Annotated in this window: 19 protein-coding genes; 12 read left to right on the top strand and 7 right to left on the bottom strand. The window is 68.5% G+C overall.

The features are described 5' to 3' along the window. Positions 1–126: 126 nt before the first annotated feature. Positions 127–1,743 (top strand): TerD family protein, encoded by a 1,617-nt coding sequence (locus ACWPXK_RS06610; RefSeq protein ID WP_454195470.1) that lies wholly within the window; start codon positions 127–129, stop codon positions 1,741–1,743. On the opposite strand, the gene ACWPXK_RS06605 is transcribed toward ACWPXK_RS06610, so the two are convergent. Then, positions 1,744–2,418, bottom strand: a complete 675-nt coding sequence (locus ACWPXK_RS06605) for a TetR/AcrR family transcriptional regulator (RefSeq protein ID WP_454195083.1) — start codon at positions 2,416–2,418, stop codon at positions 1,744–1,746. Between the two features lie 220 nt (positions 2,419–2,638). Here ACWPXK_RS06605 and ACWPXK_RS06600 point away from each other — a divergent pair, with 220 nt between their 5' ends. The 4 genes from ACWPXK_RS06600 to ACWPXK_RS06585 all read left to right on the top strand — a co-directional run bounded on the left by ACWPXK_RS06600 (position 2,639) and on the right by ACWPXK_RS06585 (position 7,923). Next, positions 2,639–4,174: an amino acid permease gene (locus tag ACWPXK_RS06600; RefSeq protein ID WP_454195082.1), complete on the top strand. Its 1,536-nt coding sequence runs from the start codon at positions 2,639–2,641 to the stop codon at positions 4,172–4,174. A gap of 283 nt (positions 4,175–4,457) precedes the next feature. Continuing rightward, a complete protein-coding gene (locus ACWPXK_RS06595; RefSeq protein WP_454195081.1) occupies positions 4,458–5,258 on the top strand; it encodes a DUF1989 domain-containing protein in 801 nt (266 codons plus the stop codon). Next, positions 5,255–5,869, top strand: coding sequence for an urea amidolyase associated protein UAAP2 (locus ACWPXK_RS06590; RefSeq protein ID WP_454195080.1), 615 nt, complete (start codon positions 5,255–5,257; stop codon positions 5,867–5,869). Before ACWPXK_RS06595 ends, ACWPXK_RS06590 begins: the two co-directional genes overlap by 4 nt. Positions 5,870–5,949: 80 nt before the next feature. Further along, positions 5,950–7,923 carry a 5-oxoprolinase/urea amidolyase family protein gene (locus ACWPXK_RS06585; protein WP_454195469.1) on the top strand — a complete coding sequence of 658 codons (1,974 nt, stop codon included), beginning with the start codon at positions 5,950–5,952 and terminating at the stop codon, positions 7,921–7,923. A 60-nt stretch (positions 7,924–7,983) separates the two neighbouring features. Here the strand turns inward: ACWPXK_RS06585 and ACWPXK_RS06580 are convergent, their stop codons facing one another. Next, entirely contained in the window at positions 7,984–9,138 is a 1,155-nt protein-coding gene (locus ACWPXK_RS06580) for an epoxide hydrolase family protein (protein ID WP_454195079.1), read from the bottom strand. Positions 9,139–9,200: 62 nt separating this feature from the next. Here ACWPXK_RS06580 and ACWPXK_RS06575 point away from each other — a divergent pair, with 62 nt between their 5' ends. After that, positions 9,201–10,151: a helix-turn-helix transcriptional regulator gene (locus ACWPXK_RS06575; RefSeq protein WP_454195078.1), complete on the top strand. Its 951-nt coding sequence runs from the start codon at positions 9,201–9,203 to the stop codon at positions 10,149–10,151. A gap of 6 nt (positions 10,152–10,157) precedes the next feature. Here ACWPXK_RS06575 and ACWPXK_RS06570 read toward each other — a convergent pair whose 3' ends face one another. Next, the gene (locus ACWPXK_RS06570; RefSeq protein WP_454195077.1) at positions 10,158–10,559 is read right to left on the bottom strand and encodes a RidA family protein; all 402 of its coding nucleotides are present in this window, start codon (positions 10,557–10,559) and stop codon (positions 10,158–10,160) included. Between the two features lie 30 nt (positions 10,560–10,589). On the opposite strand from ACWPXK_RS06570, the gene ACWPXK_RS06565 reads away from it, so the two are divergent. Next, positions 10,590–11,162: a CGNR zinc finger domain-containing protein gene (locus ACWPXK_RS06565; protein WP_454195076.1), complete on the top strand. Its 573-nt coding sequence runs from the start codon at positions 10,590–10,592 to the stop codon at positions 11,160–11,162. A gap of 109 nt (positions 11,163–11,271) precedes the next feature. On the opposite strand, the gene ACWPXK_RS06560 is transcribed toward ACWPXK_RS06565, so the two are convergent. Then, a complete protein-coding gene (locus ACWPXK_RS06560; RefSeq protein ID WP_454195075.1) occupies positions 11,272–12,282 on the bottom strand; it encodes an NAD(P)-dependent alcohol dehydrogenase in 1,011 nt (336 codons plus the stop codon). A gap of 90 nt (positions 12,283–12,372) precedes the next feature. Here ACWPXK_RS06560 and ACWPXK_RS06555 point away from each other — a divergent pair, with 90 nt between their 5' ends. Continuing rightward, positions 12,373–13,035: a TetR/AcrR family transcriptional regulator C-terminal domain-containing protein gene (locus ACWPXK_RS06555; RefSeq protein WP_454195074.1), complete on the top strand. Its 663-nt coding sequence runs from the start codon at positions 12,373–12,375 to the stop codon at positions 13,033–13,035. Positions 13,036–13,038: 3 nt separating this feature from the next. Here ACWPXK_RS06555 and ACWPXK_RS06550 read toward each other — a convergent pair whose 3' ends face one another. Beyond that, complete coding sequence (locus ACWPXK_RS06550; RefSeq protein ID WP_454195073.1) at positions 13,039–13,512, bottom strand: MarR family winged helix-turn-helix transcriptional regulator; 474 nt, start codon at positions 13,510–13,512, stop codon at positions 13,039–13,041. A 110-nt stretch (positions 13,513–13,622) separates the two neighbouring features. Between ACWPXK_RS06550 and ACWPXK_RS06545 the strand changes: the two genes are divergently transcribed. Beyond that, a complete protein-coding gene (locus ACWPXK_RS06545; protein WP_454195072.1) occupies positions 13,623–14,762 on the top strand; it encodes a GDSL-type esterase/lipase family protein in 1,140 nt (379 codons plus the stop codon). A 54-nt stretch (positions 14,763–14,816) separates the two neighbouring features. On the opposite strand, the gene ACWPXK_RS06540 is transcribed toward ACWPXK_RS06545, so the two are convergent. Further along, on the bottom strand, positions 14,817–15,428 hold the full coding sequence (locus tag ACWPXK_RS06540) for a TetR/AcrR family transcriptional regulator (protein ID WP_454195071.1): 612 nt from the start codon (positions 15,426–15,428) through the stop codon (positions 14,817–14,819). A 71-nt stretch (positions 15,429–15,499) separates the two neighbouring features. Here ACWPXK_RS06540 and ACWPXK_RS06535 point away from each other — a divergent pair, with 71 nt between their 5' ends. Genes ACWPXK_RS06535 through ACWPXK_RS06525 form a run of 3 tightly spaced genes read left to right on the top strand, consistent with a single transcriptional unit; the run spans position 15,500 to position 17,150 of the window. Continuing rightward, on the top strand, positions 15,500–16,060 hold the full coding sequence (locus ACWPXK_RS06535) for a peroxiredoxin-like family protein (protein ID WP_454195070.1): 561 nt from the start codon (positions 15,500–15,502) through the stop codon (positions 16,058–16,060). After that, the gene (locus tag ACWPXK_RS06530; protein ID WP_454195069.1) at positions 16,057–16,539 is read left to right on the top strand and encodes an anthrone oxygenase family protein; all 483 of its coding nucleotides are present in this window, start codon (positions 16,057–16,059) and stop codon (positions 16,537–16,539) included. Before ACWPXK_RS06535 ends, ACWPXK_RS06530 begins: the two co-directional genes overlap by 4 nt. Beyond that, positions 16,536–17,150 (top strand): ATPase, encoded by a 615-nt coding sequence (locus ACWPXK_RS06525; protein WP_454195068.1) that lies wholly within the window; start codon positions 16,536–16,538, stop codon positions 17,148–17,150. Before ACWPXK_RS06530 ends, ACWPXK_RS06525 begins: the two co-directional genes overlap by 4 nt. A 29-nt stretch (positions 17,151–17,179) precedes the next feature. On the opposite strand, the gene ACWPXK_RS06520 is transcribed toward ACWPXK_RS06525, so the two are convergent. Next, positions 17,180–17,755: a Uma2 family endonuclease gene (locus ACWPXK_RS06520; protein WP_454195067.1), complete on the bottom strand. Its 576-nt coding sequence runs from the start codon at positions 17,753–17,755 to the stop codon at positions 17,180–17,182. Positions 17,756–17,890 lie beyond the last annotated feature (135 nt).

The raw sequence follows: 17,890 nt of genomic DNA, 5'->3' as shown, positions 1-17,890 counted from the left end.
ACACGCCGAAGGTCATCGCCGCGACCACTCCACCCAGCCGTTCATAGCCGCGCGTCCGGTCGGGGTGTGGATTGATCGCATGCGAGACGCCGTGCGCCGGTTTCGGTTACGTTGACAGATGTGTCGATGCTGAAGGGCGCCAATGTGCCGGTACCGGCGTCCGCCGTCCGGATCGAGGTGGGCTGGCGGACGGGGGCGCCGGACGCCGATGCCTCCGCACTGCTCGTGGTGTCCGGGAAGGTGCGTTCGGACAGCGATTTCGTCTTCTACAACCAGCCCGTCCACCCCTCCGGCGCGGTCCGGCACGAGGGGAAGCGGCCGGGTCCGACCTCGCTGGACGTGCTGTCGTCGGACCTGGCGCGAGTGGAGCCGCAGATCGACGCCATCGTGATCGCAGCGTCCACCGACGGCGGCTCGATCGGGCAGCTCGACGGACTGTCCGTGCGGATCGTCGACTCGGGCACCGGGGCGGAGATCGCGCGTTTCGACGACGTCGGCGCATCGGCCGAGACCGCGGTCGTGCTCGGCGAACTCTACCGCCGCCAGGGCGGATGGAAGTTTCGCGCGGTCGGCCAGGGCTACACCTCCGGTTTGGCCGGGCTGGCCGCCGACTACGGCATCGCCGTCGACGACACACCCGCGCCGCCGCACGAATACGCTCCGCCGCCATTGCCTCCCGCACCACCGCACCAGTTCACGCCGCCACCACCGTCCGCGCCGGTTCTCCCCGAATCGAGCCGTTTCGGCGCGCCGTCACCGCCTTCCGCGCCGATTCCGTCCGAAGCGAATCCCTTCCCATCGTCACCAGCAGCACCCGTACCCGCCGAGCTGTACCGATTCGTGCCGCCGACGGCACCGGCTCCGCCAGAGCCGGGCCAGTCCGCCGCGTCCCCTTCCTCGGCGGCACCGGATCCGTCCGGCGCGACAACATGGCAAGGCCACGTCACACCACCGCCCGGCCAGTACCCGATGCCCGCAGGCCAGCCAGTTGCGCCACCTGGCCGAATTCCAACGCCACTGAGCCAGTACGCACCGCCAGGCCACCAAACGCCAGCGCCGGGCCAGTACGCGAACCCCTTACCGTCAGGATGGTCGGCTCAGCCCGGGCACGCCGCGCCTACGGGGCAGCAGGTCGGCACCAGCATGATCTCGCTGAGCGAGAACTTTCCTTCGGTCTCGCTGACCGAGCGGGGTGCGACCTCCGGCATCATGCGGATCAACTTGGACTGGACCGCCACGGTCGCAGGCTCGAGTGCGGCCGCGCTGGATCTGGACCTGTGTTGCTTCTGGGAGCTGGTCGACGGTCGCACGGGTGATATCCGTCCGGTCGGCAACTTCGGCGCGCTGGACGAGGCGCCGTTCATCCGGCTGGACGCCGACGACCGGTCCGGCGCGGCCGCCGGTGAGAACCTACGGGTCGATCTCGACCACGCCGCTGAGTTCCGCCGAATCCTGGTCTTCGCCACCCTCTATGACGGCGCCGCCGACTTCCGTGGCATCCGGTTGACCGCGACGCTGTACCCGGTCGGTGCGCCGCCGATCGAGCTGAGCGTGGAGGGTTGCACGGACAACTCCCGCGACGTGGTGCTCGCGCTGATCGAGAACACCGGCACGCACCTGGTGCTGCGCCGCGAAGGCCGGTTCGTCCCGCCGCCGCCGAACCGCCCGCGCTGGGGTGTGACCGAGGTGGACAAGGTCTACGGCTGGGGCTTGAACTGGGTGCGGGGCGAAGGCAAATCTTGATCACCGGGCGGGCAGCGCCAAGCGGTCGAGCAGCTCGGTTGCCTCGGCACTGATCGTGTCGAGATCGCCGAGCCAGCCGAGCGTGCGCAGCACCGCCCCCGGGATGGTTTGCTCCGCGTAGGCGGGCGCGGCGCCCTCGTCGGAGCGGATGCTGATCACGGTCTCGACCAAACGGAACGGCAACAGCTCCGCGCCCGGTGTGCTCGCGCCGCCGCCTTCGGCAAGCACCTGCGCGGCCAATGTCTCGTAGTGCCCGCGCAATTCGTCGCGGCGCAGGCGAAACGCGGCGAAGCGCTCGGTGCGCAGCTCCGGCAGCAGGTACAGCGCACCAAGATTCCAGCGGGACGCGCACAGCTGCCGCACGTCGAACAGAGCCAGCGCGTACAGCCGCACCTGCACCGGCTCGGGCGCCTCGCGCAGCCGTTCGGCCAGCTCGATCGGCAGTGCGATGGTTTCGGCGAGCAACGCGTCGAGGATGTCGTCCTTCGCGGCGAAGTGGTGGTACAGCGAGGCCTGCCGGATGCCGACGGCGTCGGCGACCGCACGCGTGGAGGTGTTGGCGTAGCCGTTGGTGGTGAACAGTTCGCCTGCGGCGTCCAGGATTTCGGCACGCGGCGTCTGCCCGCGGCGGCGGCGCTGAGCGACGCGCGGACGGCCGGGACCGAGGTTCGTCACGCCGCCATTCTGGCAGGTAGCCGCGGAGACGCCGCGGCGCGGTGGCCGTCCGGTCGGTTTGCCCACGGAATGCGGTGCAGTTTCTGTCACTTGATAGAAATACCGGCAACGCAGAAGTTACCGCGGTTGCCGGAAGCGATACACGGAGGTCACCGGAAGCGCGATCGCGACCGTAAAACTGTCGTCTGATAGTTATTGGCCGCACGCCGAAGGACCGCCCATGGCCACCACCCTCGCCCCGATCCTCTCCTCCGACCTCAGCGGCGACAGCGCCGACCTCGCCAAGTTCGGGTATCAGCCCGTCTTGCATCGCAAGCTAGGCCGCTACGCCTCGTTCGCGGCGGGCTTCTCGTTCGTCTCCATCCTCACCACGATCTTCCAGTTCTTCGGCTTCGGCTATTCGTTCGGCGGAGCCGCCTTCTTCTGGACCTGGCCGATCGTGTTCGCCGGACAGTTCCTGGTGGCGCTGAACTTCGCCGAACTCGCCGCGCGCTACCCGATTTCGGGCTGCATCTATCAGTGGTCCCGGCGGCTCGGCGGCGAGCTCGTCGGCTGGTTCGCGGGCTGGATGATGATCATTGCGCAGATCGTCACGGCCGCCGCGGCGGCGATCGCGCTGCAAGTGGTGCTGCCCTCGATCTGGAGTGGATTCCAGCTCGTCGGCACGGATACCGCGCTCACCTCGCCGTCCGGCGCGACCAATGCCGTGGCGCTCGGCAGCATTCTGCTGGCGCTCACCACGGTGATCAACGTGATCGGCATCGACCTGATGGCACGGATCAACTCGATCGGCGTCACCGTCGAGATCGTCGGCGTCCTCGCGATCATCGCGCTGTTCTTCACCACCACCGAACGCGGCCCCGGCGTGGTGCTGCACACCGATCAGGCCGCGCCCGGTCCTTACTGGGCCGCGTTCCTGGTCTCGGGCTTGATGGCCGCGTATGTGATGGTCGGATTCGATTCCGCGGGTGAGCTTTCCGAGGAGACGAAGAACCCGCGCCACGTCGCACCGCGCACCATTCTCACCGCGCTGTCGGTCTCGGCGCTTGGCGGCGGTCTGATGCTGCTGGGCGCGCTGATGGCCGCGCCGAGCCTGTCCGATGGCGCCCTGGCCGCCGACGGCTTGGCCTATGTGCTCACCGCCAAGCTGGACAGCCCGGCGGGCAAGGTGCTGCTGGGCTGCGTCGCGGTCGCGATCACCGTGTGCACGTTGGCGATTCAGACCGCGGGCTCGCGGCTGATGTTCTCCATGGCACGGGACGGGAAACTGCCCTTCGCACGCAGGCTCGCCGCCGTGCACCCGCGCTACGGCACGCCCGTGCTGCCCGCCATCGTGATCGGCGCTTCTGGCATCGGCCTGCTGCTGCTCAACCTCGGCAACGCCGCCATTTTCGCGACATTGGCCAGCGTCTGCATCGTCACGCTGTATCTGGCATACCTGCTGGTGACGGTGCCGCTGCTGGTCCGGCGGTTTACCGGACTGCCCGGCTCGGGCACCGACGCGCGCCTGTTCCGCCTGGGCCGCTTCGGCATTCCGATCAACGCGCTCGCCGTGGCCTGGGGCATCGCCATGGTGGTGAACCTGGCCTGGCCACGCGCGGAGGTCTACACACCGGATGGGGGCGGCTGGTGGATGCTCTGGGCCGCACCGCTTTTCGTGCTGCTGGTACTGGGAATCGGTGCGCTGGTGCATCGCAGCGTTCTGGGTGCCACGCGTCGGGTGCAAAGCCCCGAGCCCGCACCACAGCCCGCCTGATCAGCACCGGGTGCGGCGATGAGCGTGCCGGGCCAACGCCGCACCCGGCCTCGACCACAGGGATCGCGAGCCGCGCAATGACGCCAGACGTGACCGGAAATGCCGGACGTCGCAGTATCGGCAACGACTCAGCGCGGCCGGACCCACCACCGCGACTCGCCGCCACATCCCATACGACCGGGGAATGCCTCACTCCAGATTCGCCGATCGCTCGTCGGCCCGGTGGACCACACGAGTCGCACATCTCCGGATGAGAGCGACCGATCCACCCGCGTCCGTCCCGATGAACCACGCAACCACCACGACCCAGCGCACGAAAGGGAAAAAAACTGTGACAAGCACCGCGGACACGTCCGGCGCACGGGCGCACGCACGATCGCAGGCCGCGGCGGCGATCATCGCGGGTCCCGACCTGCCCGCCACCGTACCGGCCTCGAAAATTACCTTCGCGCAACGTATTCCGGCAGACGGTTACGCGAACGCCGCACTCGGCCGCGGCACTCGCGTCCGCCTGTCCGACCCGGCGGGCGCGGCCTGCGCGCACCTGCTGCTGGTGCGCACCGACGCGCCGTGGGAGCGCCTGAACGTCGCCGACACGGTCAAGGTGCCGTGGCAGGCGTATCTGGGTGGCGGCCATCCGTTGCTATCGGATCAGGGACGCATCCTGGCGACCGTGCTCGCCGACACATCCGGCCACCACGACACGCTCTGCGGCCCTACCGCTCAGGCCCGCGCCCAGCTGCTGCTGGCGGGCGCCAAACATGGACTCGAACCCCGCGACATCGGGCCGACGGTCTCGTTCTTCCGTGGCGTCCGGGTGGAGCCGGACGGAAACCTCACCGCCACCGGCAGCGCCGCCCCCGGCGCTTCGGTGGATCTGCTCGTGCATCTTCCGGTCACCGTGCTCGTCGCCAACTCCGCACACCCGCTCGACGAGCGGCCCGCGACGGATCTCGATGTCGTGGCGTGGGCCGCCCCCGAAGGCCTCGCCGCGACCGTCGACGACGACCCGGAATTCCAACGGGCGGTGCAGAACACCGAACAGGCATGGACGGCCGCACTGACTCTGGAGGCAACCGCATGACCACGGCTCGCACCATCGTGCTCGACGAGACCGTCCCCGCCCGCTCCCCATGGTCCACCGTGGTCCGCGCGGGCGACCACTTGGAGATCATCGATCTGCACGGTAACCAGGCGGTGGACTGCCTGCTCTACTCGGCGGCCGACCACACCGAGCGGTACAGCGCGCAGGCCACGGTCGCCGCGCAGCGCAATATCTTCCTCACCACCGGCAGCGTGCTACGCACCGATGCGGGAACGGCGCTGATGACCGTCGTGGCCGACGAGGTCGGCAATCACGACACCATCGCGGGCGCCTGCTCGCAGGAGTCCAACACGCTGCGCTACGGCCACCACACCCGGCACCAGCACGCCTGTGTGGAGAACTTCCTCGCGGAAGGGTTGCGCTGGGGGCTCGGCAAACGAGATCTGGTGTCGAACATCAACTGGTTCATGAACGTCCCGGTCGAGGCGGACGGCACGTTGGGGATCGTGGACGGTCTGTCCGCACCGGGCAAGCGGGTCACCCTGCGCGCCGAGATCGACACGCTGGTGCTGGTCTCCAACTGCCCGCAGATCAACAACCCGTGCAACGGCTTCGATCCGACCCCGGTGCGCATGGTGGTGTCGCGATGACCGTCGCCCAGCTCCCGGTGGGCACCGGATCGCTCCCCGGCGCAGCGGAACCGAACACGGTGGAGGTCGTTCGTCCCGGGATGCTGACCACGGTGCAGGACTGGCCCGGCCGGGTGGGGTACTGGCATATCGGCGTCCCGCCGTCGGGACCGATGGACGATCTGTCGTTCCGGCTGGGCAATCGCGCGGTCGGCAACGACGAGGGCGCCGCCGGTCTGGAGTGCACTCTCGCCGGTCCCGCGCTCCGGTTCACCGCGGCGACCTGGGTGTGCGTCACCGGCGCACCGACCGACGTGACCGTGGACGGTATCCGTGTTCCGCAGTGGCGCACCGTACGGGTGCCCGCGGGCGGCATGCTGGACGTGGGCGCCGTACGCGGGCCGGGTATGCGCTGCTATGTGCTGATCGGGGGCGGCATTGATCTGCCCGAATATCTCGGCAGCGCCGCCACATTCACCCTCGGCCGGTTCGGGGGCAGCAACCGCGGAGCACTGCGCGCCGGTGAATCGCTTCCGCTGGGCGCGCACCACGGCAGGGTCGTGGCGGCCGTCCCGATGGACGAACAGCCCGTGCTGGCCCGGCGCTGGGAACTCGCGGTTACCGAAGGACCGCACGGCGCACCGGAATTCTTCACCCGCGCCGACTTCGACACCGTGGTCGTGACCGATTACGAGGTGCACTTCAACTCCGATCGCACCGGCGTCCGGCTGATCGGCCCGAAACCGGAGTGGGCTCGCACCGATGGCGGCGAAGCGGGACTGCACCCGTCCAATATCCACGACACGCCGTATTCGGTTGGCGCGCTGGATTTCACCGGCGACACTCCCATCCTGCTCGGCCCCGACGGACCGAGCCTGGGCGGTTTCGTCTGCCCGGTCACCGTCGTGGCGGCCGACCGCTGGAAGCTCGGCCAGCTGTCCCCCGGCGACACCGTGCGTTTCGTGCTCGTGCGCGGCGACCGCGCCGCCTCGATCCGGGAGTTGGGGACCGCGCGCCGCGCCGCGTGGCCGACCGTGCTGTCGACGGGCGGCGACGGTGACGACGGCGTGCTGCGCCGCGCCGACGTGGACGACGAGACCGCCGTGACCTACCGCCGCGCGGGCGACGACGGGGTGCTCGTCGAATACGGCGCCATGACCTTGGATCTGGGCCTGCGCGCCCGCGTGCACGCCCTGCACCAGCACCTGCTGGTGGCTCGCGTGCGTGGGGTGACCGAACTGACGCCCGGCATCCGCTCGTTGCAGATCCGGGTGGATCCGCACGTCCTGCCGGTGCCCGTGCTGCTCGACCTGCTCGCCGAGGCCGAGGCGCGGCTGCCCGCTTCCGATCAGCTCGTGGTGCCGAGCCGCGTCGTCCACCTGCCGCTGTCCTGGGACGACCCGTCCACGCGCGAGGCCATCACCCGCTACCTGCACGGCGTGCGCGCCGACGCGCCGTGGTGTCCGTGGAACATCGAGTTCATTCGTCGCATGAACGGCCTGGACACCGTCTCCGATGTCTACGACACCGTGTTCGGGGCCGAGTACCTGGTGCTCGGACTCGGCGACGTCTACCTCGGCGCGCCGGTCGCCACCCCCACCGACCCCCGGCATCGGCTGGTCACGACGAAGTACAACCCCGCCCGTACCTGGACCCCGGAGAACGCGGTCGGCATCGGCGGCGCCTACCTGTGCGTTTACGGCATGGAAGGACCGGGCGGCTACCAGTTCGTCGGGCGTACCACCCAGATGTGGAATCACCGCACCGCGACGACGTCCGCGCTGCCGCCGGGCGCCGATCGAGCCGCCTCTGGCGCTGAAACACCATGGCTGCTGCGGTATTTCGACCGCATCCGGTGGTATCCGGTCGAGGCGGACGAACTCCTCGACCTGCGCGCCGACTTCGCCGCGGGCAACGTCCGGGTGCGGGCCGAGGACGGGGAATTCCGCCTGGCGGACTACCGGAAGTTCCTCGCCGGCAATGCGGAATCAATCGAGGTCTTTCGCGCGAGGCAAGCGGAGGCCTTCACCGCCGAACGCAACTCCTGGCGATCGGCGGGCGAGCTCACCGTCTAGGTTCCCGTCACCAGCCGAAGAGCTCCGCCACGGCCGGAGCAGTCCCCATCGATATCGGTTTCAGCGCAGGTCGCGGAAGAACTCGCGAATGTCCGCGGTGAGCAGGACGGGTTCCTCCATCGCGGCGAAGTGACCGCCGCGGTCGACGTCGTTCCAGCGCGTGATGGTGTTCTCGGTCTCGGCGTAGCGGCGGATGCCGATGTCGTGGGCGAAGACCAAGGCTGCCGTCGGCACGCCGGAGTTCTGCTGTGTTTCGCCCCACGGAGCGTCCTGGGCATAGCCGACGTAGGCCGCCGAGCCTGCGGTTCCGGTGAGCCAGTAGAGCATCACGTTGGTCAGCAAGCGATCCCGGCCGATGATCTTGTCCGGGTCGACGCCGCGAGGATGCGTCCACTCCCGGAACTTGTCCATGATCCAGGCGAGCTGGCCCACCGGGGAATCCACCAACCCGTAGGCCAGGGTCTGTGGCCGGGTGGACTGGATGGCGATGTAACCGAACTCCTCTTGCATGAACGCCTCGATCCGCCGGATGCGATCGCGTTCCAGATCGGTCAGGCTCGCCAGCTCCTCCTCCGCGAGCGGCAGCGGTGGGAAGGGACCGGGTCCGCCGTTGACGTGCACTCCCACCACCCGGCTGGGCGTGGTGCGGCCGACCTGCGGGCTCACCGCCGCCCCGATGTCACCGCCCTGCACGCCGTAGCGGGGGTAACCCAGCCTGCGCATGAGCTCGTCCCAAGCCGCGGCGATCCGAGCTATGGTCCAGCCCGCGTCGGCGACGGGTCCGGAGAACCCGAATCCCGGCAGTGAAGGGATGACCAAGTGGAAGGCGTCGGCGGGGTCGCCCCCGTGCGCTCGCGGATCGGTCAAAGGACCGATCACGTCGAGGAATTCGACGACCGAGCCCGGCCAGCCGTGCGTCATCAGCAGGGGCAGCGCGTCGGCTTCCGGCGAGCGCACGTGCAGAAAGTGGATGGTTTGCCCGTCGATCCGCGTCGTGTACTGCGGGTAGGCGTTGAGCTGCTGTTCGGCTGCCCGCCAGTCGTATTCGGCACGCCAGTATTCGACCAGCTCGCGCAGCCAGGCGGTCGGCGTCCCGGTGTCCCAGCCGTCGCCCGGCAGCGGGGTGGGCCAGCGCGTGGCGTCGAGGCGGGAGTGCAGATCGTCGAGCTGCTGCTGCGGAACGTCGATGCGGAACGGGTGGATGTCGTTGCTCATGCCTTCGACCGTATGACCCACCTAGGACAGGTTCCGCCCTAGCATTCGGGCAGACTTTTCCCATGCTGGAAACCTCCGCAAGATTGTTGCGCCTGCTGTCGCTGTTACAGACCCCGCGCGACTGGACCGGCGCCGAACTGGCCGAACGGCTCGATGTGGATGTGCGCACCGTCCGCCGCGACATCGACAAGCTGCGCAATCTCGGTTACCCGGTGGACGCGACGCCCGGAGTGGCCGGGTATCGGCTCGGCGCGGGCGCGAAACTGCCGCCGCTGCTCCTGGACGACGACGAGGCGGTGGCCGTGGCGCTCGGCTTGCGCACCGCGGCGGGCGGCACCATCGCCGGCATCGAGGACAGTTCCCTGCGCGCCCTCGCCAAACTCGAGCAGGTGCTGCCGTCGCGGCTGCGCCATCGCGTCGGCATGCTGCAAGCGGCCACCATCACGGTGCCCGCGGGCGGCCCCACCGTCCACCCCGACACCCTCACCGCCGTCGCGGGCGCCATCCGCGACAACCACCGTCTGCGGTTCGACTATCGCGGTCACGACGGCGTCGCGTCGCTGCGCACCACCGAGCCGCATCGGCTGGCCCACACCGGCCGCCGCTGGTACCTCGTCGGATGGGACGTCGACCGCGACGACTGGCGTACCTATCGCGTCGACCGCATGCAGCCCCGCATCCCCACCGGACCCCGTTTCACGCCGCGCGAGTCGCCCGACGCCGACCTGTCCGGGTACCTCTCGCGTGGCGTCACGACCGCGCCGTACGCCTACGCGGCACGCATCACCCTGGGCGTCCCCGCCGAAGTCGCCGCCGAACGCATCCCTCCGACCATCGGAGTGATCGAGGCGCTGGACGCCGAGAGCTGTTTACTCCGAACCGGAGCCAACTCGCTCGACGAGCTGGCGATCTACGTCGCCACCTTCGGCTTCCCGTTCCGTGTCCACGAACCACCCGAACTCGTCGCGCACATTCGCGACCTCGCCGCGCGTCTCGGCGCGGCGGTCGACTGAGCCGACTCAGGCCGGAACCGCGGCGACGGCTTCGATCTCGCAGACGGCGCCGGGCACCGCGAAACCCGCCACCTGCGCGACGGTGATCGCGGGCGGGTTCGGGCGACGGCCCCACACCTCGCCGAACGCGGCGAATCCGTCCTGCAGCGGCTCGCCCTCGCGGATCAGGATCGTCCACTTGACCACGTGTTCGATCGAGGCGCCCGCGGCGGCGAGGCAGGTCTGCAAGTTGGCCAGGGCTTGGCGCGCCTGCGAGGCGACATCCGGGCCGACGACCCGACCAGAGGCGTCCACCCCGTTCTGGCCGCCCACGTAGATCGTGTCCGCCGCGGCCGATACCCGGACGACCTGCGTGAAGGCCGGGTTGCTGTGCATCGTCTCGGGATTGATGTGTGTCGTGATCGTCATGACGGCACTGTAACTGGTTAAACTGGTGTCATGCAATCGCGCACCAGTCTTCCCGCCGATCTGCGCCGCCGTTTCCGCACCGGACGGCCCGCGCTCGACCTCGTGCACACCGGAGGCGACGGCGAGCTCGCGGTGTGGGAGATTGTGCACACCGCAGCGGACCTGGGCCGGTGGCTGGCGGTGATCCTCGAACTGAACGAGCTCCACGCCGACGAGTCCGACCTGCCCACCATGCGGAGTCTGCGCACCGCCATCACCAATGCGGCCTACGGCGCAGCCGCTGGAAAACCGATGTCGCCCAACGACGTCGCGGCGATCAATGCCGTCGCCACACTGCCTCCGCTGATTCCGGAGCTTCGAGTGGACGGCACCCGCGGCTACGCCGACCCGACCGCGGCCGCGGCCCTGTCCACGCTCGCCCGCGACGCCATCGACCTGTTCTCCGGCCCGCTGGCCGCGCGTATCCGCGTCTGCGCGGCCGAGGACTGCGGCCTGCTGTTCGTGGACGCGTCGCGCCCCGGCCGTCGCCGCTGGTGCTCGATGGACCGCTGCGGCAACCTCAGCAAGGTCCGCCGCTACCGGGACCAGGATCGATCCGAATGATCCGCACGGCCGCCTCGGCGAGGAGGCAATGCCGCTCGATCACCGAGCGCAGCCGAACGTCGGCGGAGAGGGCGTGGGTGCGATTCGGGCGGATCACCGGCGCGGCAGCTCAGAGGACGATGACCGTCTTGCCGTGGGCGTGGCCGTCCGCGACGTGGGCCACGGCCGCGGCCGCCTCGGCGAGCGCGAAGCGGCGCTCGATGACCGGGCGTAGCTTGCCCTCGGCGGCGAGCCCGGCCAGGAATTCCAGTTCCGCCCGGCGTGGACGCATCAACAGGGGGCGCATCGTCTGGCTGACCACCAGTCCGGTGAGCACAACCGTGGCGACCCACAGCACCGGGCCGAGCCAATTCCCGCCGGGTGCGCCCGCCGAGGAGACGAAGACGCCCTTCGGAGCCAGCACCCGCCTGCACGCGGTGAGCGATCGGTTGCCCACCAGGTCGAGCAGCACGTCATAGCGGTGCTCCTCCCGGGTGAAATCCGTGGTGGTGTAGTCGATTACCCGGTCAGCGCCGAGCGAGCGCAGCATCTCGATATGACGTGTGCTGCACACGGCCGTCACCTCCGCGCCCAGTGCCTTGGCGATCTGCACCGCGCTGGTGCCGACACCGCCCGAAGCGCCGTTGATCAGCACCGTCTGCCCGGCGCGCAATCCGCCGACGTCACGCAAGCCTTGGAGCGCGGTCATCCCGGAATCCGGCAGGGCCGCGACCTCTTCCACAGCCAGGTCGGTGGGAACATGCGCGAGTCGTTCGACGGGCACACTGACGTACTCGGCGAACGCCCCCGAATCCACCGCACCGAAAACCACGTCCCCACGCGCGAATCCGGCGACCCCGGCACCGATTTCGACCACCTCACCGGCCAGGTCATGCCCGATGATCCGGTACTTGGGCCGCCGCAGGCCGAAACCGAGCCGGATCGCGTAGGGCTTGCCGGTGAGCAGGTGCACGTCGCCTTTGCACACCGCCGCCGCGCGCACGCGGACCAGCACCTCGCCGTTGCCCGCGACCGGCCGTGGCACCACCTCGGTCCGGAGGACCTCGCTGGAGCCGTATCGCGGCGCGGCGATCGCGGTCATCGTGGCGTTGTCGATGATGGACGGTTGGCCCTCGGACATGGCGATCCTCGTCTTCGCAGGTTACTTACAGCGTAAGTACAACAGCGAGGACGCTACGCTTACACCGTAAGTACGTCAAGAGAGGGAACGATGCCCGAAAACGGCGCGGCCCGCCCGCCGCTGACCAGGGACGCGGTGTTGCGGGCCGCGGTCCGGCTCGCCGACGAGCACGGCCTCGCCGCGCTGTCCATGCGGAAGCTGGCGCAGGCGCTCGGTGTCGAAGCGATGTCGCTGTACAACCACGTCGCGAACAAGGACGACCTGCTCGACGGCATCGCCGATCTGGTGGTCGCGGAGATGACGCCGCCCGAGATCGGCGGCGACTGGAAGGCCGCCCTGCGCGCCCGATCCAGCTCCGCGCACCAGGTGCTGCTGCGCCATCCGTGGGCGACCGGGCTGATCGGCACCAGGATCAACGTCGGCCCCGCCATGCTGCGCTACGTCGATGCCACGGTGGGTTGCCTGCGTGCGGCTGGCTTCTCGCTGCCACAGGCCGATCGCGCATGGAACGCCCTGGACAGCCACCTCTACGGCTTCACCTTGCAGGAGCTGAACTTCCCACTCGATCCGTCCGAATATGCCTCCGCCGCAAGTGAATTCCTGCCGCTCATCCCGGCTGACCAATATCCCCACATGAACGCGCTGGCCCAGCTGGTGATCGACGGGAGGCACACGGGGATCGCGGATTTCTCCTTCGGCCTCGAGCTGATCCTCGACGGCTTGGAACGGTTGCTCACCGCGGCCGCGGACTGACGGTCAGCCCACGCCGAACGTGGCCTCCGGATTGGACGCGTCACGAACGATCCGCAGTGCCCCGACCAGCGCCTCGACCTGCGCGGGCGTCAGCAATCCGACGAACCAGCGATCGACGGCGGCGAGATAGTCCGGCAGCACCTGCGCGAGCCGTGCCGCACCCGCCTCGGTGAGCACCGCGTACGCGCTGCGCCGATCCTCTGGATCCGGCTCGCGTTCGACCAGACCGGCACGGGTCAGCCGATCGACCAACCTGGTGATGCCGCTGGTCGACAGCGAGGTCTGCACCGCCAGTTCGGACATACGCAACCGCCGCCCCGGCGATCGGCTCAACCGCATCAGCGCGTTCAGATCCAACCCGGACAACCCGTGCGCCTTCCACACCGGCTCCAACTTGGCCACCACACCATGGTGCGCCTCGAAGAGCAGGCCCATGGTGGTCAGGCGCGGATCGTCGAACAGGTCGGTCACGTCCATGCCGGACAACCTACCGCGAATGCCTGATACGCGGATAGTTGACACGAGGAATAATTCGTCGTAGAAATATGTCTACGCAATATTCCTCACGTCAACTAATGGAGGTTCCGATGTCGTCGAACGCCTGGATCGCCGGGTTCCGCTCCGCGGTGATCAGCCCGGACGAGCAGATCAAACTCGCGGAGTCACGCGCGTTCACCGACCAGACCGTCCGGCAAGTGCTGCATTTGGCCGGCGGCGGCGCGCAGGTGCGAGTCAGGCTGACCAACCGCTACGGGAAGACGCCGCTGGTCGTCGGGGCGGCCCGGGTCGCGATACGCAAGACCGGCAACGAGATCGTCGCCGAGACGGACACCGCGCTGCGGTTCGACGGCGCCGAGCGGGTGGTCGTCCCGGTGGGCGGCGAGATCGTCAGTGATCCGGTCGAGCTCGCGGTCTCGGCGGGCGCGGACCTGGCGTTGAGCCTGTACCTGCCCGGCCCGACCGGACTCGCGACCTTTTCCCACCAACCCGGCGAAATCGCCTACGTCGCGGCAGGAAACGTCACTACGGAGACCGCACTTCCCGCCGCCGAGGAGGTGCCCGCGCGGTTCTATGTCGTCGGCGTCGATGTGCTCGCGCCCGCGGGAACGCCCGTGGCGGTCGCTTTCGGCGACTCCTGGTTCGAAGGCGTCGGCACCACGCTCAGTGCCAACCGCCGCTCGGTGGATTTTCTCAACGCACGACTGGAGCGCGGGTGGGTGGTCAATCAGGGCATCTCCGGAAATCGGCTGTTGACCCGCGAGATCGGCGAGCCAGGCCTGGAGCGCTTCGACCGCGACGCGCTCACCGTTCCCGGCGTGACGACCGTGCTGGTGAACTTCGGCATCAACGACCTCATCCTCGGCGGCATGGCGGACCAGCCGCCCGCGACCGCCGACGAACTGATCGCGGGCTTCACCGCTCTCGCGCGCCGCGCCCACGACGCCGGGCTCACCATTCACGCCGCGACGATCGGACCGTACGGCGGTTGCGTTTACGAGGGACTGCCCATCGTCGAGACGTTGCCGACCCGTCGCCGCGTGAACGAATGGCTCCGCCGTGCCGACGTTTTCGATTCGGTCTTCGACGTGGCGCGCGCGGTCGAGGACCCGGAACGGCCCGATTTCATCAGCCCGGAATTCGACAGCGGCGACGGCATGCACCTCAATGACGCGGGCGCTCGCGCGATGGCCGAAACCGTCGACGTCACTGCGCTTTTCGGCCGCTGAAACGCCAGGCGCGACACGGAACTCGTCGTCAACCGGTGGCGTTGGCAGCACCGGCTAAGGTCTCAGACCACGCAGCACGATCTCGACACCACCTCGGAATTCGTCATCGGCCGACATGTTCTTGGCCTGCCCCGCGGTCTGCGCCAGATGCGGGTAGTCCGCAGGGGACAGTTGGGCCATCGCGATCGTCCCCCGCCCCGGCAGCGGCGCGTAGTGCTTGTTCTGTAGGTAGCCGATCAGGAAGGCGACCAGCGTGCGCTGGGCGATCACGCGTGCGCGTCCGGTGAAACCGCCCTCGGTGAGTACGGCGAGCATCGCTTCCATCACGCGCAGCGATTCGACCGAGGACTGCCGATGCCGCAGCACCAGGGGCACGGCCGCCGGATGGGCCGCGAATCCGGCTCGGATGTGTTCGAGCAGCAGCGCTGCCCGCGCCTTCCAGTCGGCACCGGCGGGCAGCGTCGTGTCGATCGAGGCGAACACCTGATCCACCACCAGCACCTCGAGCTCGTCGCGGTCGCGGACGTAGCGGTACAGCGCCATGGTGGCCACGCCGAGCTCCTTGGCCACCGCGCGCATCGTGAGGGCGGGCAAGCCGTCGCGGTCGAGCACGGCCAGTGCCGCCGAGGCGAGATCGGCGGTGGTCAGCGAGCGAGGACGGGGCACGGGTTGACAGCGTACAAGCTACGCGCATACTGGACGTAGGCGTACAAGGTACACCTACGAAAGGAACTCTGATGTCGCTACCGACCGCCGTCCCCGACCGGACGCTCGTCTCGGTCTCCGGTGCGCAAGTCAAGGTGCCGGACCCGGATTGCCTGGTCCACCTGCAATTCCGCCGATTCGCCGGATGCCCGGTGTGCAACTTGCACCTGCGCTCGATCGTCGCGCGCAGAGCGGAGATCGCCGCGGCGAATATCCGCGAAGTGGTCATCTTCCATTCCAGCGCCGGGGAATTGCGCAAGTACACCGCGGAACTGCCGCTGGACGTGATCGCCGATCCGAGCCGAAAGCTCTACCGCGAGTTCGGCGTCGAGACCTCGCCTCGTGCCCTGCTCGACCCGCGCGGGTGGCCCGCAATCCTGCGCGGCGTTGCCCACGATGCGTGGGCGACGCTCCGAGGCAAACAGGCCGCACCGCCCACCAAGCCCGAGGGCGGCAGCCTCGGATTGCCCGCTGACTTCCTGATCGCGCCCGGCGGACGTGTCCTCGCCGCGAAGCTCGGCGCGCACGTCTACGACCAATGGTCGGTGGACGAGTTGCTCGCGCTTGCGCCTGCGCTGGAGCGCCGCGCGTGAAGATTGTCGAAAGGCCGCTACTGGCCAGGGCTTTCGCGTTGCTCTTCAGCGGACTGCTTTCGGGTGCGTTCGGGTATGGAGCGGTCAACGTGCTGTACGCCTTCCGCCGGGTGCAGCTGGAGGTCCGCTTCACCTTCCACACGGCACTGATGAGCGTGAACGGCCTGGTCATGCAATCGCTGATGGGTCTGACCATCCTCAGTACGCTGGCTCTCGCCGTCCGCTCCACCGGCCGGTCACGCCTGCTCGCGGGCGGCGCGGCCGTGCTCGCCGTAGCGGCATTTCTGATCACCCGCCTCGGCAACGTGCCGATCAACCAGCACATCAAGGTGTGGGCCGTCAGTGGCCCTCCGGCCGACTACGCCGAAATCCTCAGCCGCTGGGAGGCATTCCACGTCGCGCGCACCGCCTGTGCCCTGGTGGCCTTCCTGCTCGTCGTGCTGACCACCTTGCGCAATGCGAAAGAAGCACGCCCATGATGACCGTCGAACTGTTCGTTTCCGACGACACGCTGACTACCGACCGCAAACGCGCCCTCGCCGAACGTATCCTGCGCGACCTGACCACCGAACCCGGCGCACCGGAATCGGTGCTGGCGAAAGCCCGTGAGCTGACCCATGTTCTGGTGCGCGGCACCGACGCGTGGGCAACCGGCGGGCCGGACCAGGTCACCGCGCCGCGCTACCTGGTGCGACTAACCGTTCCCGGAGCATGGGCCAACAACGGCGACTTCGGCGGCCACGTGATCCCCTTGATCACCAAGGCCATCGCCGAGTCCGAGACCGACCCGCATCGACTGACTCGCGACCCGCACTGCGTAGTCCAGATCGTCGGCCTGCGCGAACACAACCTCGGCGCCTTCGGCCGGACACTCACCATCACCGAGATCACCAAGCTGATGACCGAGGACTACCGCGCCTCCGGCGACCAGTCCGACGCCCCCGAGGGCTACGCCATCGACCCGATCTGCGGCATGACCGTCGAGCTGTCCACCGCCCGCTTCACCCTCACCCACGACGGCACCGACTACGCCTTCTGCGCCCCGGTCTGCCGCAAGGTCTTCGCCGAGGAACACGCCGTCCCGCTCTGAGGTGTGTCAGCGAAACCTGCCCACAACGATCAGGGCAACAGCGAGCCGGGATCGATCGTGAATTCGAAAGGACTGCGCAGGGTGACCGCATTACCCGCAGGCACCCTGTGCGTCAGCTCGTAGGTGCGGTCGGCCCCGAGTTCGTGTGCGAACAGAACAGGGAGAGATTCCCCGGGCAGCTGCCCTTTGAACGGATTCGGCTCGAACCGCCAGTAGTTCGGAATACCCGCCTCTGCATAGACCACAGGTTTAACCATGCGGTCTTGCAACGTCGTAGATTTGGACACCACTTCGACTACGAGCTCGGTCTGTCCGGCTGGGATCCCTCGCTCATGCCAGTCGATGGGGCCATTCGCCACGATCAGATCGGGGATCGGCTCATCGTTGCCGATCAGCACCCCAACACCTTCGAGCACGATTGCACCGGACGGCACGGCCTCGGCGAGTGCGCGCACCAGGCATTGAATCAGCCACTGATGCAGAGGCTTCGGCGCGGCATTCACGATGAGCTGGCCATTCAACACCTCGTAACGCAATCCGTCTTCGGGCATGTGTTCAAGGTCGGCAGCCGTCCAGCTGTCGGCGTGCGGCACCGGCATCGCCATGACGCCTCCTCCAACCTTGATGGATGGTGGTGGGCAGTTGCCCACCGATCCTGTCCGAGTCTAACTGACTCACCGAAACGAACCCGTCCGACGAAGGGCACGAATCTGTGCCCTTCGTCGGCGTAACTCGCGGTG

The sequence above is a fragment of the Nocardia sp. Marseille-Q1738 genome (genome assembly GCF_965283145.1).
This window is presented reverse-complemented; position numbering and strand designations above follow the sequence as displayed.

What these genes read in the sequence shown, in the direction of transcription:
- ACWPXK_RS06610 (WP_454195470.1), top strand. Translation starts at nt 127, where the DNA reads ATGCTGAAGGGCGCCAATGTGCCGGTACCGGCGTCCGCCGTCCGGATC.
- ACWPXK_RS06600 (WP_454195082.1), top strand. Translation starts at nt 2,639, where the DNA reads ATGGCCACCACCCTCGCCCCGATCCTCTCCTCCGACCTCAGCGGCGAC.
- ACWPXK_RS06595 (WP_454195081.1), top strand. Translation starts at nt 4,458, where the DNA reads ATGAACCACGCAACCACCACGACCCAGCGCACGAAAGGGAAAAAAACT.
- ACWPXK_RS06590 (WP_454195080.1), top strand. Translation starts at nt 5,255, where the DNA reads ATGACCACGGCTCGCACCATCGTGCTCGACGAGACCGTCCCCGCCCGC.
- ACWPXK_RS06585 (WP_454195469.1), top strand. Translation starts at nt 5,950, where the DNA reads ATGCTGACCACGGTGCAGGACTGGCCCGGCCGGGTGGGGTACTGGCAT.
- ACWPXK_RS06580 (WP_454195079.1), bottom strand. Translation starts at nt 9,138, where the DNA reads ATGAGCAACGACATCCACCCGTTCCGCATCGACGTTCCGCAGCAGCAG.
- ACWPXK_RS06575 (WP_454195078.1), top strand. Translation starts at nt 9,201, where the DNA reads ATGCTGGAAACCTCCGCAAGATTGTTGCGCCTGCTGTCGCTGTTACAG.
- ACWPXK_RS06570 (WP_454195077.1), bottom strand. Translation starts at nt 10,559, where the DNA reads ATGACGATCACGACACACATCAATCCCGAGACGATGCACAGCAACCCG.
- ACWPXK_RS06565 (WP_454195076.1), top strand. Translation starts at nt 10,590, where the DNA reads ATGCAATCGCGCACCAGTCTTCCCGCCGATCTGCGCCGCCGTTTCCGC.
- ACWPXK_RS06560 (WP_454195075.1), bottom strand. Translation starts at nt 12,282, where the DNA reads ATGTCCGAGGGCCAACCGTCCATCATCGACAACGCCACGATGACCGCG.
- ACWPXK_RS06555 (WP_454195074.1), top strand. Translation starts at nt 12,373, where the DNA reads ATGCCCGAAAACGGCGCGGCCCGCCCGCCGCTGACCAGGGACGCGGTG.
- ACWPXK_RS06550 (WP_454195073.1), bottom strand. Translation starts at nt 13,512, where the DNA reads ATGGACGTGACCGACCTGTTCGACGATCCGCGCCTGACCACCATGGGC.
- ACWPXK_RS06545 (WP_454195072.1), top strand. Translation starts at nt 13,623, where the DNA reads ATGTCGTCGAACGCCTGGATCGCCGGGTTCCGCTCCGCGGTGATCAGC.
- ACWPXK_RS06535 (WP_454195070.1), top strand. Translation starts at nt 15,500, where the DNA reads ATGTCGCTACCGACCGCCGTCCCCGACCGGACGCTCGTCTCGGTCTCC.
- ACWPXK_RS06525 (WP_454195068.1), top strand. Translation starts at nt 16,536, where the DNA reads ATGATGACCGTCGAACTGTTCGTTTCCGACGACACGCTGACTACCGAC.
- ACWPXK_RS06520 (WP_454195067.1), bottom strand. Translation starts at nt 17,755, where the DNA reads ATGGCGATGCCGGTGCCGCACGCCGACAGCTGGACGGCTGCCGACCTT.